Source organism: Ornithinibacillus scapharcae TW25, from assembly GCF_000190475.1.
GTDB lineage: Bacteria > Bacillota > Bacilli > Bacillales > Amphibacillaceae > Ornithinibacillus > Ornithinibacillus scapharcae.
Genome location: NZ_AEWH01000019.1, coordinates 1 through 13741, shown reverse-complemented (window position 1 = coordinate 13741; position 13741 = coordinate 1). Strand labels below are relative to the sequence as shown.

Here is a 13741-nt window from a genome sequence, read left to right as displayed (position 1 = left end):
ATTTGCTCATAGTGGTATCTGTATTTCTTGTCCTTGCTAAATTGGTTATTATTCCTTAGAATTAGTTTGTAGAAATAGGGAGAATAAGGGGATGTTTTGGTGAAAACCCTGAATAATATAATAATTACGGTGCTTTTTATCGGATTTATTTTTGGATTCGGTTTGATGATTTGGCTTCACCCCGATAAGGAGATCTCCGAAGTGGAAAATCGCACACTAGCCCAGCGACCTGTGCTTGATCCGGGAAATATTGTGAATGGCGAATATATGACACAATTTGAAAATTATATAACCGATCAATTCTTTTTACGTGATACGTGGATAGAAGGATATATGGATTATCAAATTTTAACTAATCAAACCTTTATTAATGGTTACTATATTGTAGATGACTGGGTCTACCCAGAGCCTTTTACAGAAGTGGATGAGAAAGCCATACGAAATGCTGCTGAAAAAGTGAATGAGTTGAATGAATTTACAAAGGAACGTGGGATGGAGCTGTTTTATTTTTCTTTACCTGATCGAAGATATATGCTAGATATTCAGTATCCATTTTGGGTTGAGGAAAGTGTTGGACAAGCAGATAAGCAACTGCTGCTTTCCTTATTTCCGGATGAGCACCTCAAGCTTGTCGATATAGAGAAAGAATGGCAAGGGAAATGGACACAAGACGATTATGATAACTTCTACTTCCGAACTGACCACCACTGGGATATGGATGGTGCACTTGCTGGTTATGAGGTCATCCGGAATAGCTTTCACCAGTTATCGGAAAAGTTCCCAGACACACCCTTCCAGCGAGAAGCGTATAATTTAGAATGTCCATTAACGGATCGGAATTTCCTCGGTAGTTATAATAGACAGCTTTATAATTATATCGATTCTGCTAGTGAGGAAATGTGTTATGCAATACCCACTGACTCTAATATGTCAGACTGGACTGTTTACCTAAAAGGAATGGGGGAAGAGAATCTACGTGAATTCTCCTATATCTATGGAAATGCGGTGGAGACTGACAAGGAAACTGTAACCTATTCAGATGTGTATGTCTCTGATTTTAATGAGATTCATATTATAAACCCAGCGAAAGAAAAGGCAGGGACAAAGGTATTATTCCTGAAAGATTCCTATGCCAACCCACTCTTGCCGTTAGTTGCTGATAATTTCTATCAAACAACCTATTACGATGTACGCCATAATAAGGATCGAAATCTTTATGAGTTTATTGAACAGCATGATTTTGATATCGTTGCTTTTCTGTATAGTGATGGACGGACACTGGATTATTTATATGACTTTGGTGAGGCCCCGAAATAATTCAACCTCATGAATGGGCAATCCCGTTCATGAGGCATTATTCCTTAAGGTCCTAACACATTTCCGATAGCTATCAAGAAAAATAAGAGAAGAAATAACCCTATGAGTAAATAAATAACTCCCATAAACAGAAAAATCTTATGGTATTTGAAATTGAACAAAATTGCAATCACATAGAAGATTATTGATAACAATATTGGAGTGCCCCAATAGCCGGTTCTAACAACAAAGTTATATGCAGCAACTGCTAAAGAGAGAATAGATAATAGAATAAAAATAATACTAGATTTCTTCATAGGAATACCTCCAGAGATTAAAAAGTATGAGAGGAGAGGATTATTATCGCATTTTTACAGGCGTTTATACTAATGTTAGCTTTATATATCGCCAATATTATTTTTCTAGTGAAGAAAGACCTTGTGAAAAGAAAGCTTTGGAAAAGCATTATTATCGTTCTAAATATTATCGCGATAATATTTGGTGTCGGATTTATGTATTTCATGACCATTCTACTTTCATTGGCGGGTGGCGCTACTTTTGCTTATATTATTTACGTTGGATCTTGGATTTATTTTGTACTGTTCAATATTATATTAACGATTTTCGTGATACGGAAGAAAAACTAGTAAACTGGGGGATATTTACCCCAGTTTATGTATTTCTCTTCCCATTGACTCTAGTATATAAACAACTGGTACTTGAGTCGTAATATTCGCTTCCTCGCTGAACTCCTCTGTCACAAAATAAGGTATATTAATATCGGAAATTCTTGCAATAGTTGATAACTTATTATTGGTAATGCTGATAATCTTGCTTCCTTTTTGTTTTAATTGGTTTAAATGTGTTACAGTAAATGAATTTTCTCCAGTTACGGATAGTGCGATGGTTACGCTATTTACCATGAGTTTGGATTGAATCGGGAATAAGGGATCTTTAATGTACATCGAGAATTTCCCAAGACTTGAAAAATATCGTGCCCCGTATTCGGCTAAAATACCAGAACTACCGATACCGAAAAAAATAACATTATCTGCATTGGAAACCTGGAGAGCTGCTTCTTTGATTTTTTCATCCAAATCACCTCGAAGTGTTCGTTCAAAAAAGTCAGCGAGAGCATATTGTGTACTGTTTATAACAGGTTTCTGATTGTTCTCGTTTATGTGCATCTTTAACTTAACCTTAAACTCAGAAAAACCTTCACAATGGAGCTTCTTGCAAAAACGTAAAATAGTCGCTGTGGAAACATGGGTTTCATCTGCTAATTCTCGTATTCGCATATAGATGACCTTATCGGCATTTTTTACGACGTAATTGTAAATGGAGATTTCTAATTCATTGAAAAATCGAATCACTTCATTTGAAAACAACATCGGAATCTTCTCCTTTTGTTTCGTGTACTATTTTTAATGTAACATAAAAACTTATAAGTTACATCTTGTTACATTCTTGTCACAGGTGACTAAACTTGTATCGGAAAACTAGTTTTTTAGAAGTTATTTTCTAACTTCCTGCAAAACGGTAGACTATTAATATAGCGTAATGAAATGATGAACATTGGAGGAATTCTAATGATAAAACTAGTATTATCTGATATGGATGGAACATTTTTAAATAACCATGGTGACTATAATAGAGAATTGTTTCAGGAAGTCAAACAGTTGATGCAAGATAAAAATGTTGTTTTTGCACCTGTAACTGGTAAGCAGTGTGAACGAGTAGAAGAACTATTTGGAGATGATGCTGCTGATTTTTGGATTTTAGGTGATAGTGCAACGAGAATTAAGCATCATGGTGAATTCGTTTATGAATCATTGCTAAGTAATAAATTAGGCTTAGAAATCATTCAATTGCTTGAAGAAATCAGCCTAGAACATACGGTAATTGCTTGTACGCGTGAAGGTGCTGTCATTAAGGACACCCTATCCAGTGAAGAAGAGGCAATTGTGAGAGGTTCTTATGCACAAATCAAAAAAGTATCTCATTTTCATGAGATAACCGATGACTTTGTAAAGATTACTATTCATGATCCGCATTTACGTTGTATGGAAACTAGGGAAAAATTGTCACCATTCTTTGAGTCAGCGTATATTGTTGCTTCTGAAGCTGCATGGATTGATATCGCCAATGCTAATGTCCACAAGGGAACAACAGTTGAAGCGTTACAGCGTATGTTAAATGTGACACCTGAAGAAACGATGGTTTTCGGTGATGGGTATAATGATATTGAGCTAATGGTTCGTGGTAAGTATAGTTTTGCAATGAGAAATGCTGTAGATGCAGTCAAGGATGTAGCTAATTATATTACTCGCTCCAACCATGAGGATGCGGTGATGAAGACGATAAGGGATGTATTATCCTTACAGAAATAAATGGTAATTATAAAGGAATAATTTGCCTTAGTTGTGCCGTTCCCCTGAAAATGACTTATGGGAGAGGAGCAGTTCAACTAAGGCTTTTTTTATAATTCCATAGGTTAGATGAAATTACGGGAATTTATTTATTTTACTAATAATTGGGAGTATAGTTGAATTAATACAAGGGGGGAGAATTAATATGTCAGCCATTAAAAGAATTATATTTTTAATTATATTTCTGGTAATAATGTGCTGCGCTATATTTTATTTTCATTATGGAACACCTTGGAATATGAGCAAACATAAGAGACTCTTTGAAACTTACTTAGAAGATACATACCAAAAGGATTTTATTATCTCCGAAATATCCTACGATATGTTTCCATAACGCCTATCATGCGAATGCATATGAAAAGGGTAAACCTGATTTAAACTTCTATGTTGGGGAAGACAATATAAATAAGGAAATAAATGATGGATATCAATTTGAAATTACGGTTGACGAGGCAAAGAATGATGTTGAAAGCATATTAAACGAAGGGTTACCCGGTTATATAAAATTTAATGTAGAATTAATCAGCGACACTAATAAAGAGCTTGAAATCGGTATTTGGACTAATCAGGACGTAGATGACAATACTAAACATCAAATTAAAACAAAAATAGAGGGAAAGGGTTATATTGCTAAACAAATGTATTTTTATAAGGAATAGTCTCCCTCCATTATTAGTTCCTTTTTTCGATATAAGGAGATATACTTCCTTCGTTAATCTCCATATTTTTGAAGGCTATTCAGATATTTGTGATAACTCTGTAGGATAATATGGTAGAATTTGTTTTAGATTAAATTTATTAATTGGATGGATGCTTCGATGTTATACATACTTGTTTGCATATTGACGGTTCTTTTTATCCTTATGTTAAATACGAATTTTATTAGAAAATCAGTATATTCATTAATATGTAACCTTCCGAGTGAAATTACGATTATGCATCTATCTGATATTCATGGTAGAACGAGATTTTTAAATGGAAAATTATCCTCGCTAATTATTGAGGTGAATCCTGATGTGATATTTATAACTGGTGATTTGACCACGACTCCGAGACAAGTAAATTCAATTATTCAAGAATTAATGGTTATTCAAGAAAGAGGTATTCCGACGTATTTTGTGCATGGCAATTATGAAAGGGAATATAGGCGGAATTTCAAGAAACATCTTTACACGGCTGATGAATTTCAGAAAAGGACTAACCAGTTGAGCAAGCATATGACAATACTGGAAAACGAGGGGCAAAAGGTTACCATAAATGGTGTCTCGCTGTATGTTTATGGATTTGATAACTCTTTCTATGGAAATGAACAAAATCTCAGTGAAGAGAATGGGGATTCCGATTTCACGTGTTATTTAGCCCATTCGCCAAGTATCATCTCCTACGTCACGGAGAATGGTTTAGATTTTAATTTGTTGCTGGCAGGGCATACACACGGGGGACAAATTCAATTATTTAATAAAATGATAGGTCCCTACAAGCATTTCCATGTGGGACTCAAAAAGTTAAAAGACAAACAATACTTTTATATCACAACAGGCATTGGAACCGTTAGAATTCCTTTACGGGTGAATAGTAATCCAGAAATAGCAATTTTTAAAGTGAAGTAAACAATGGGGGAAGAAATATGACAGAAATATTTGCAATCGCGATTTTTTTCGGGCTTTTTGCTATCTATGATGCAATCCGAAAAATGAATAATAACATCTTAAATCAAACAGAAGAAATTAAGAAGCTGCGTGAAGTGTTAGCGGAGAAGAGTGAACATGAATAATGAATTGAGAAATAAGCTCGAGACACTGATCGGGCAAATTACAGATATTCATCAATTAAAGAACCAAGGGTGTACTTCAAAGGTGCGGAAAATCACGACATGTAGTGCAAGTTATTTGTTGAAGAGTTCCTATGATGATCGATATAGGGAATGGCTTCGTAATGAGGCTATGGTACTGCAAAAATTAAAAGGTAATCAAAAGATTCCTGTTCCTCAATATGTTGGGTTTGTGGAGGAGCAGGAAGCAAGTCATTTGGTTATGTCATTTGAGGAAGGGATTACGCTCACCACTGCTCTAGAGCAAGCTGGTAACGAAGCGGAGAGAACAGCGTTAATGACGAGCTTCGGTAAGCTGCTTCAAAGACTTCACGAAACAGATGTTATAGATTCTTTGAATGAGCGAGAGGATTGGTTGGACCGCCAATTAGCAACAGCAGAAAAATATGTAGTACAGGGGAAAACAGAAGGTAGCATGGAACTATTACAGATACTGAAGTCGCGTAAACCACTTCCGGTAAAACAAACTATCATCCATGGGGATTGCACACCGGACAATGTTCTAGTAATCGGTGGAGAGGTGCGATTATTTATCGATGTTGCTGCGATGACAGTTGGCGACCCGCGCTATGATGAGTCTTTAGCGATTGGACGATGGATAGAAAAGCCTGAGGGATTGGCAGCTTTCTATGAAGGGTATAAGCGTTATCGGGTATCGAAGGAAGAGTATACGTATTTTGATGAGGGGCTTTATGAATTTTTCTAGGTAAATGAATTGTTTAGCGCTTTTTTTCGTCTATATTAGTGGAACTAGTACATTCGAGAGGTACGAGTACTGTGATATTTTTATAGATTAGACAGGGGGATTAGCTTGGATATTCCAAAGGAAGTCGAGAAAGTTTTAACCGATTATATGAATCTAATGAACGAACATTTGCCTGGTACATTGGAAGGATTATATGTACATGGATCGATTGCGCTTGATGCGTATGTGGATGGTTCTAGTGATATTGACTTTATTACGGTTACAAGTCGTCCATTAACAACCGATGATTCTGAAGCCTTATTAAAGGTTCATCATACGTTAGAGCTTACCTATGAAAAGCCAGAGATGGATGGCGTATATATCCAATGGAAGGATATGGGGAAGCTTTATCGGGAGAAAAGCGACCTAAATGAAGCGTATGCCTTCTATAACGATGGAGAACTTCAATTTGGTCATTATTTTAATTTTAACCCTGTGACATGGTGGACATTAAAGAATGGCGGGATATCCATAGTAGGGCAGGATCCAGCTAGCTTCGACTATGGGGTAACAGAACAAGATCTGTATTCCTATGTCCTTACCAATATGAATACCTATTGGGCAAACAGATTACAAACGGTTGAAAATACGGCAGATAGCATAGTTGCGCTTTCTTCTGAACAGATTGACGAAGAAGTAGAATGGACCGTTCTAGGATTACTACGGCAGTTCTACACGCTAAGGGAAAAAGGAATCATTTCAAAATTAGATGCTGGGAAGTATGGGCTAGAAGTAGTCCCTGCCGAGTGGCATCCGATTATAACCGAAGCAATCAATATAAGGAAAGGTGTAATTGTTCGATATTATGATTCGGAAGCGGAACGAATCCATGATGTAATACGCTTTTCTAAGTATTTAATTAGGGAGTGTAATTAGAGGGATATAGTTCCTCGGGGGTGGGATATAGACCCTGCATGGAGAAATATAGTCCTCCTTACTTGAGATATCGTCCCTTCGTGGGAAAACATAGTCCCACATAAATTAAACCTACATTCTCCAAAGTTAGCATACTTAAAAAAGGTATTTATAACTATTAAGGAGTGGAATTCATGAGAAGAATAATACTCGATTTAGCAGTTACCTTAGATGGTTTTATTGAAGGGAAAAATGGTGAGATAGATTGGTGCATTATGGATCCTGAGATGGATTTCAACGCTTTCCTGCATCAGATTGATACCATTTTTTATGGGCGAAAGAGCTATGACATGTGGGGTGAATATATTCCTGAGAATGATGCGAGTGACACGGAAAGGGAAATGTGGAAGCTCGTTCATAGTAAAAAGAAATATGTATTCTCAAAAACGCAAACAGGTACGAATCATGGAGTGACATATATAAAAGATAATATTCGTGCAGAAGTAGCAAAAATAAAGGCGTTACCAGGAAAAGATATTTGGTTATATGGTGGCGCGAGCCTAATTACTACATTTATTAAGCAAGGGCTTATTGATGAATACCGATTGTCTGTCCATCCTGTCGTTTTAGGAGAAGGAAAGCCGTTATTTATGGATATTAGTCAACGATTGAACCTAAAATTAGTAAATACTAGAGCATTTTCTTCTGGTGTTGTGCAGTTAATCTATCACACTGATAATAGTTAATAATAGAATAAGGAAGGTATTCTCTATGAAGCATAAAGTATCCCTAATCCATTCTAAATCACTACCATCTGTTGACTATGCATACGCATCACATGTTCCAGCTGGAATGGATATTTTATTTATGGCAGGGGCGTGTCCACTTAATCAGGATGGAGTTGTTGAATTATTAAACGATTATGCGGCACAAGCAAAGCTTTGTGTAACGAACCTAAAAGTAGCATTGAAGGAATGTGGGGCTAATCTTGAGAATATAGCCTATACACGGGTTTTGGTAGCTTCAAGCAAGCAGCAGGATTTAGTTACTGCATGGAATGCGATTCGAGAGGAATTTGGTGAGCATGATGTACCAAGTACTTTATCTGGAGTGACGGTGTTAGGATACAGTAACCAATTGGTTGAATTGGAAGCAGTAGTGGCTGTTGTTTCGAAGGGTGAATGATTAACATATTGGAAAAGGACGTAGATTAGATTTCTCCCTCCATCTAGAAGAAAGGCAATATCAAGTTTCACTATGACCAGAAAACTAAGAAAATAACGATACAATCTACTTAAATACAGTTCGCGCTATACAAAAGCCCTTTTGCACTATGAGTGTGTCAAGGGCCTTTCTGCATTTAATTTTGATCAAAGGAAGTAACTCACTCCATTTATTATTGCTTTAAAATTATCAGATTCTTCAACCAGCTGACTGGAATAATATGCTAATATGGATAAAAGGAAAAGAAATGGATACTTCACTGGTTGTTGGGAGGCAATACAACATATGAAAGTGCGGCTTACGGAATACAATGAACATTGGTCTAATCTGTTTCAATCAGAAGTAAAACTATTAACGACTATTTTTGGAGACGAAATCATCCGATATGAGCATTTTGGAAGTACTTCTGTTAAAGGGATGAAGGCAAAGCCTGTAATCGATATGATGTGTATCGTGAAAGACATTGAAGAGATTGACAACTACAATAGCAAAATGATCTCTCTTGGTTATGATGCCGCAGGAGAGTGGGGAATCTCGGGTAGAAGATTATTTCGTAAGGGTGGGGAAAACAGAACCCATCATCTTCATTTCTATCAAATCGGAAACTCTGAAATTGACCGTCATCTTATTTTAAGAGATTATTTGCGTACTCATCCTGAAGAGGTTGCTAGATACAGTGAATTTAAAGAGGAATTGGCTCAACGTTTTGATGAAACTATGGAATATAGCATAGCCAAGAAGCAGTTTGTAAAGGAATTAGAGGAACGGGCACTCGATTGGTCTTCTAGTAATCATCGAAAAGGGTAGTTTAAGAACAGATAGGAGTTTCTAACTACTGATAGCAAGAAGAAATGAAGGAGATAGAACACTATGCATATACCAAAGCACATTATTTCAGCTGCAGCCATTGTGTTAAATGAGAAAAACGAGATTCTATTAATAAAAGGTCCGCGAAGAGGTTGGGAGATGCCTGGTGGTCAGGTGGAAGAAGGAGAATCAATGATGGAAGCGGCGATTCGCGAAACGAAAGAGGAATCTGGCATTGATATTGAAATTACGAAGTTCTGTGGCATCTTTCAAAATGTAGACAAATCAATTTGTAATTCACTATTTTTAGGAAAAGCAATCGGAGGAGAGCCAACGACAAGTCTAGAATGCCTAGAAGTAGGTTTCTTTCCTATAGCGCAAGCATTGGAAATGGTTACGGCTGGGAACTTTAGAGAAAGAATTGAATTATGTTTAGATGAAAGCAAGCATCCTTTTTTTGTAGAATTTTAGAAGGAACATAGGTTTGAACATTCAATCGTCCAGTTACGATTATTATTGCATAACCGGAACGTATGTTCTATAATAATGAAAAGATAGGACGGTGAAAGATTTGAGACCTAACTTAACTAAAGATATAAGTGTAGAAGATTTTAGAGATTTTTATTGGTTAAAGGAAGAATTGCAAGCTTTTTGCAGAGAAAATGGAATTAGTGCATCTGGTTCTAAACTAGAACTTTCAAGTAGTATTGAGTTATTTCTAAGAACTGGAGAGGTTTTAAAACCGATTAGAAGACCAAAAGTGAAAAAGATGGAACCGCAAATGGATTTAAGCCTTGATACGGTGATTACAGAAAACCATCGTTGTAGTCAACATGTCAGAGCATTTTTTAAGACGATAATCCCGAAATTCCATTTTTCCACCTATATCCAAAATTATTTTAAAAATAATATCGGAAAAACATATCGGGATGTTGTGGAAGCTTGGTATGAGGAAGAAGAACGAAAGAAAGACCCTTCCTATAAGAAAAACATTGCACCACAGTTTGAATATAACCAATTTATTCAAGACTATTTTGCTGATCCGAATAACCAAGGAAAAAGACGTGAAGATGCAATTGAAACTTGGAATGAAATCAAGAAACTTCCTGGAAGTAATAAGTATATACCTGTGAAGTAGATTAGTTTCTCCTTTAGTGTCTAGTAACATTATAGTTGGGAATTTACATTATAGTTCGTACATTTACATTATAGATATCAAATTTACAATAAAGTGGATAGCAACATTTTTAAACCCTCTTCCTTTAAATAGGACAGAGGTTTTTTTGTGGTTTCTATAAAGTGAGTAGAAATCCTACAAATTATCAGGGTTATCTTTTAAAGAGACTTTGAGTTTAGAATTGGTTCTATATGTTAAAATAAATATAACATTATGAATATTGAGTACTTAAACTAAAGGGGCAGGTTAGTGGAACAAGTAGCTGTCGACAATCGAATAGGATATTGAAAGAATATTTAAGAGGAGGGGTTAAAATGAAAGAAACTACTGATATTAATGAGTTTGATAATACATTAAATGCTGTTAATAATCTTACAGAAGAGGATGCGAAATCCTTGTTAAAAATCATTTATGGATTTGTTAATACTGCAATGACAGGAAATGGTGGGGATAAAGTGAAATTAGAGGTAGTTAATAAGGTATCAGATATTTATAAACGTATTCCAGAATTGAACAAGTTAAGGAATAAATAAAAGTGCAAAAATAATGATAGGTTTTTAGATATTATGAATAAATGTACTTAAAGTAACGGGTGCAATCCTAAAAGAAGGAAATGCATCATTTTATTGAATTAATTTAAGGGCAGTTTAGAAAATAAGTGTCTTGGGGGAGAGAATGGTGAGCGAACTTAACATAGTAAAATTGGAAAATGAGTCAAATGAGTTGAATGAGTTAGTAGCATTAATGACAAATAATAATTGGGAATACCACCCAGATCCGAAACCTTCAGTCGAGCAAATTGTTAAAGCATACCATAAAGGTTGGTATCAAGAGGACAGGGAAACTTTTTGGATAGAAATTGATAATAGAAAAATTGGATTAATTATTATACACGATATAATCGACACTATCCCTTCGTTTGACATTCGTTTGGACAATAGTGTTAGAGGAAGAGGGGTTGGAACAAAAGTTGTTAATTGGATTACAAATTATATTTTTGGTTTGCCTGATAAGAAAATTAGGATTGAAGCATATACACGCAGTGACAACATAGCGATGAGAAAAACATTTAATAAATGCGGGTTTGTAAAAGAAGGATACTTACGAAATGCTTGGGAAAATAATGATGGTAGTATTTCAGATTCTATTTGCTATGCATTCATTAGAAGTGATTGGGAGAACAAGGAAATAACTCCGATAAGACTAAATGATTTACCTTTCTAAGTATCTTCATTATTAAGCTAAAGGGTGATTTAGAACTAATTGGTGCCAACGAGGCAGAATTGTTTAACAAACAAAAGGTTTAAGGTTTGAACTTTTAGGGGGGATATTATGTTTCATTTTCAAGAGAATAATATTACTGTTTTTCAAAGCTCATTGTATATGACTTCCACAGCGATAATTCAATCTAATGAGGTTATTATCATGACCGATCCTAATTGGCTACCTGGTGAAATCCAGGAAATTAGGAACTTCATAGATAAGCAATTGAATAATAAGGATCTGTATATCATTTACACTCATAGTGATTTTGACCACATTATAGGTTCTGGAGCATTTCCAGAAGCAAAAGTAATCGCTTCAGAGGAGTTTATGAATAATCCAAATAGCGCAGAAATTGTTCAAAAAATTTATGATTTTGACCAAGGATACTACCTAGAAAGAAATTATGTTCCTACTTATCCAGAAGTTGATATACCAATTGTTAATAATGGAGAAAGTATTAATATAGGGGACTTATCCTTAACTTTTTATAAAGCTCCTGGGCATACAAATGATAGTTTATTTACTGTCATTGAACCGTACGGGATATTCCTCTCAGGTGATTACCTATCTGATGTGGAATTTCCTTTTATATTCGGTAACTATAAAGATTATGTAAATACCATAGAAAGAGCTTCGTATATTATAAATAATTTCGATATCAACTATCATATACCTGGTCATGGATCCACCACGAAAGTAAAACAGGAGATGTTAAATAGAATAAATTTTTCAAAGGATTATTTACAACAACTAATTAATGATAACGGGGATTTAGAAAGTAAATGTCGGAATAAGTTTCGCTTTTTTGATGGAATGAAAAGCATTCATTTTGATAATAAGAATTTAGCCAAAGAAGAAAGTTTTTAAGGAACAAATTATTGCATTAAAGGATGCGTTAATTCAAGAAGGATTAACGCACTTTCGTGTTGAAATTAGTATATTAATACTAATATATAAAGTACCTACTCAAATAGGCGGATTAGAGGAATACCAAGAAAACTTGTTCCAAATAAAAGGGTGGAATAATAGATGAAAATAGCTTTAAAGAGAGATGCTTTTATAGATCTCACTACATATACTGAAAAAGTACAAAGAGATACGAAAGCATCAGGTTCTGCAGTGGTTATTATGAAAGATAATAATATAATACACGAATGGTATTCGGGGGAGCATCATTTTGAGCAAGGGGCAAAAAAGGTAAATTATGATTCAAGATTCAATGTTTATTCGGTTAGAGTTACTTATGTTGGACTCGCAATTGCAATAGCTATAAATGAAGGCATATTAAACTTGGATGATAGATTAAGTGACTATTTAAAGGAATATAATAAAGAAATTCTTGGAGAGACAACAATTAGACATCTATTAACAAGGTGTACGGGTATAAAATTTAAAAATAGTAACGTTTATCGTACCTTTGATTTAGGAACTGATATCGAGGGAAAGAAACCAGAAATATTGGCGGAAATCTTATACAAAGCTACTGGAAAAACAGTAAATGACATCCTTTCAAAGAGAGTGTTTAAACCATTAAATTGGACAAACACTGGATGGGTTACTGAAGGGGGCAACAATTTAGTTTGTGATATAGATTTATCTAAGAGCTATCCTACATTGAGAATAGGTTCAAATATAGGTGATGAAAGAAATCTATATGTAAGTGCCAGAGAATTAGCATATTGGGGGAATTTACATTTAAACAAAAGAGTATTTGAAGGTAAATCAATACTTCCACAAGAGATATTTGAACTAACTACTTCTATTCAAAACCCTAATTCCTTACCCCATCAACTGCCAAAGTTCGGTTTTTTATGGTGGGTTCAAGATAGAGATGTGACTGTTAGTTACAATGAATTAGGTTCAGAATTACCAAATGGTTCTTATCAAATACTTGGAGCGTCTCGTTGTTCCTGTACCGTTATTCCCGAATATAATGCAGTTGCTGTTAGAATGTCTAATAGTTTAAATGCATACGAGAACTTAGGTTTCGATTATATTAAAGATATTCAAATGTTTGGGAACCTGGTAATTTCAATTTTGAAAAAATGAAACTACGTTATGAGAGTATAATTATAATGTTTAACCAATAGATTAATTGAATTTTAAGGTGG

The 13741-nt window shown here is 35.0% G+C and carries 18 protein-coding genes; 16 read left to right on the top strand and 2 right to left on the bottom strand.

Going from position 1 to position 13741, the window contains the following annotated elements; genetic code table 11:
* Positions 1-99 precede the first annotated feature (99 nt).
* Positions 100-1317: an alginate O-acetyltransferase AlgX-related protein gene (locus tag G5W_RS0104905; RefSeq protein ID WP_010094707.1), complete on the top strand. Its 1218-nt coding sequence runs from the start codon at positions 100-102 to the stop codon at positions 1315-1317.
* A gap of 44 nt (positions 1318-1361) precedes the next feature.
* Here G5W_RS0104905 and G5W_RS0104900 read toward each other — a convergent pair whose 3' ends face one another.
* Positions 1362-1613: a hypothetical protein gene (locus tag G5W_RS0104900; RefSeq protein WP_010094705.1), complete on the bottom strand. Its 252-nt coding sequence runs from the start codon at positions 1611-1613 to the stop codon at positions 1362-1364.
* A gap of 72 nt (positions 1614-1685) precedes the next feature.
* Here G5W_RS0104900 and G5W_RS0104895 point away from each other — a divergent pair, with 72 nt between their 5' ends.
* The gene (locus tag G5W_RS0104895; protein WP_010094703.1) at positions 1686-1943 is read left to right on the top strand and encodes a hypothetical protein; all 258 of its coding nucleotides are present in this window, start codon (positions 1686-1688) and stop codon (positions 1941-1943) included.
* Between the two features lie 15 nt (positions 1944-1958).
* On the opposite strand, the gene G5W_RS0104890 is transcribed toward G5W_RS0104895, so the two are convergent.
* Complete coding sequence (locus G5W_RS0104890; protein ID WP_029191016.1) at positions 1959-2684, bottom strand: MurR/RpiR family transcriptional regulator; 726 nt, start codon at positions 2682-2684, stop codon at positions 1959-1961.
* Between the two features lie 201 nt (positions 2685-2885).
* Here G5W_RS0104890 and G5W_RS0104885 point away from each other — a divergent pair, with 201 nt between their 5' ends.
* The 14 genes from G5W_RS0104885 to G5W_RS0104815 all read left to right on the top strand — a co-directional run bounded on the left by G5W_RS0104885 (position 2886) and on the right by G5W_RS0104815 (position 13679).
* On the top strand, positions 2886-3686 hold the full coding sequence (locus tag G5W_RS0104885; RefSeq protein ID WP_010094699.1) for an HAD family hydrolase: 801 nt from the start codon (positions 2886-2888) through the stop codon (positions 3684-3686).
* Between the two features lie 857 nt (positions 3687-4543).
* A complete protein-coding gene (locus G5W_RS0104875; RefSeq protein WP_010094695.1) occupies positions 4544-5335 on the top strand; it encodes a metallophosphoesterase in 792 nt (263 codons plus the stop codon).
* 17 nt (positions 5336-5352) lie between these two features.
* Positions 5353-5499 (top strand): hypothetical protein, encoded by a 147-nt coding sequence (locus G5W_RS23940; protein ID WP_010094692.1) that lies wholly within the window; start codon positions 5353-5355, stop codon positions 5497-5499.
* The gene (locus tag G5W_RS0104865) at positions 5492-6262 is read left to right on the top strand and encodes an aminoglycoside phosphotransferase APH(3') (RefSeq protein WP_010094690.1); all 771 of its coding nucleotides are present in this window, start codon (positions 5492-5494) and stop codon (positions 6260-6262) included. Before G5W_RS23940 ends, G5W_RS0104865 begins: the two co-directional genes overlap by 8 nt.
* Before the next feature lie 105 nt (positions 6263-6367).
* Complete coding sequence (locus G5W_RS0104860; RefSeq protein WP_010094689.1) at positions 6368-7177, top strand: aminoglycoside adenylyltransferase domain-containing protein; 810 nt, start codon at positions 6368-6370, stop codon at positions 7175-7177.
* Positions 7178-7350: 173 nt separating this feature from the next.
* Complete coding sequence (locus G5W_RS0104855) at positions 7351-7902, top strand: dihydrofolate reductase family protein (protein ID WP_010094688.1); 552 nt, start codon at positions 7351-7353, stop codon at positions 7900-7902.
* 25 nt (positions 7903-7927) lie between these two features.
* Positions 7928-8341 (top strand): RidA family protein, encoded by a 414-nt coding sequence (locus G5W_RS0104850; RefSeq protein ID WP_010094687.1) that lies wholly within the window; start codon positions 7928-7930, stop codon positions 8339-8341.
* Positions 8342-8665: 324 nt separating this feature from the next.
* Complete coding sequence (locus G5W_RS0104845) at positions 8666-9187, top strand: GrpB family protein (RefSeq protein ID WP_010094686.1); 522 nt, start codon at positions 8666-8668, stop codon at positions 9185-9187.
* A gap of 63 nt (positions 9188-9250) precedes the next feature.
* A complete protein-coding gene (locus G5W_RS0104840) occupies positions 9251-9658 on the top strand; it encodes an NUDIX hydrolase (protein ID WP_010094684.1) in 408 nt (135 codons plus the stop codon).
* A 100-nt stretch (positions 9659-9758) separates the two neighbouring features.
* Positions 9759-10325 (top strand): DUF6434 domain-containing protein, encoded by a 567-nt coding sequence (locus G5W_RS0104835; protein WP_010094681.1) that lies wholly within the window; start codon positions 9759-9761, stop codon positions 10323-10325.
* Between the two features lie 353 nt (positions 10326-10678).
* Positions 10679-10897 carry a hypothetical protein gene (locus G5W_RS0104830; RefSeq protein WP_010094679.1) on the top strand — a complete coding sequence of 73 codons (219 nt, stop codon included), beginning with the start codon at positions 10679-10681 and terminating at the stop codon, positions 10895-10897.
* A 145-nt stretch (positions 10898-11042) separates the two neighbouring features.
* Positions 11043-11588: a GNAT family N-acetyltransferase gene (locus G5W_RS0104825; RefSeq protein WP_010094678.1), complete on the top strand. Its 546-nt coding sequence runs from the start codon at positions 11043-11045 to the stop codon at positions 11586-11588.
* 108 nt (positions 11589-11696) lie between these two features.
* Positions 11697-12497, top strand: a complete 801-nt coding sequence (locus tag G5W_RS0104820) for an MBL fold metallo-hydrolase (protein WP_010094677.1) — start codon at positions 11697-11699, stop codon at positions 12495-12497.
* Between the two features lie 162 nt (positions 12498-12659).
* Positions 12660-13679, top strand: a complete 1020-nt coding sequence (locus tag G5W_RS0104815; RefSeq protein ID WP_010094676.1) for a serine hydrolase domain-containing protein — start codon at positions 12660-12662, stop codon at positions 13677-13679.
* Positions 13680-13741: the final 62 nt, after the last annotated feature.

Excerpts from the sequence above, each read along its gene's own strand:
- G5W_RS0104815 (WP_010094676.1), top strand. The coding sequence starts at position 12,660 with ATGAAAATAGCTTTAAAGAGAGATGCTTTTATAGATCTCACTACATAT.
- G5W_RS0104840 (WP_010094684.1), top strand. The coding sequence starts at position 9,251 with ATGCATATACCAAAGCACATTATTTCAGCTGCAGCCATTGTGTTAAAT.
- G5W_RS0104895 (WP_010094703.1), top strand. The coding sequence starts at position 1,686 with ATGTTAGCTTTATATATCGCCAATATTATTTTTCTAGTGAAGAAAGAC.
- G5W_RS0104875 (WP_010094695.1), top strand. The coding sequence starts at position 4,544 with ATGTTATACATACTTGTTTGCATATTGACGGTTCTTTTTATCCTTATG.
- G5W_RS23940 (WP_010094692.1), top strand. The coding sequence starts at position 5,353 with ATGACAGAAATATTTGCAATCGCGATTTTTTTCGGGCTTTTTGCTATC.
- G5W_RS0104830 (WP_010094679.1), top strand. The coding sequence starts at position 10,679 with ATGAAAGAAACTACTGATATTAATGAGTTTGATAATACATTAAATGCT.
- G5W_RS0104865 (WP_010094690.1), top strand. The coding sequence starts at position 5,492 with ATGAATAATGAATTGAGAAATAAGCTCGAGACACTGATCGGGCAAATT.
- G5W_RS0104855 (WP_010094688.1), top strand. The coding sequence starts at position 7,351 with ATGAGAAGAATAATACTCGATTTAGCAGTTACCTTAGATGGTTTTATT.
- G5W_RS0104900 (WP_010094705.1), bottom strand. The coding sequence starts at position 1,613 with ATGAAGAAATCTAGTATTATTTTTATTCTATTATCTATTCTCTCTTTA.
- G5W_RS0104850 (WP_010094687.1), top strand. The coding sequence starts at position 7,928 with ATGAAGCATAAAGTATCCCTAATCCATTCTAAATCACTACCATCTGTT.
- G5W_RS0104885 (WP_010094699.1), top strand. The coding sequence starts at position 2,886 with ATGATAAAACTAGTATTATCTGATATGGATGGAACATTTTTAAATAAC.
- G5W_RS0104820 (WP_010094677.1), top strand. The coding sequence starts at position 11,697 with ATGTTTCATTTTCAAGAGAATAATATTACTGTTTTTCAAAGCTCATTG.
- G5W_RS0104845 (WP_010094686.1), top strand. The coding sequence starts at position 8,666 with ATGAAAGTGCGGCTTACGGAATACAATGAACATTGGTCTAATCTGTTT.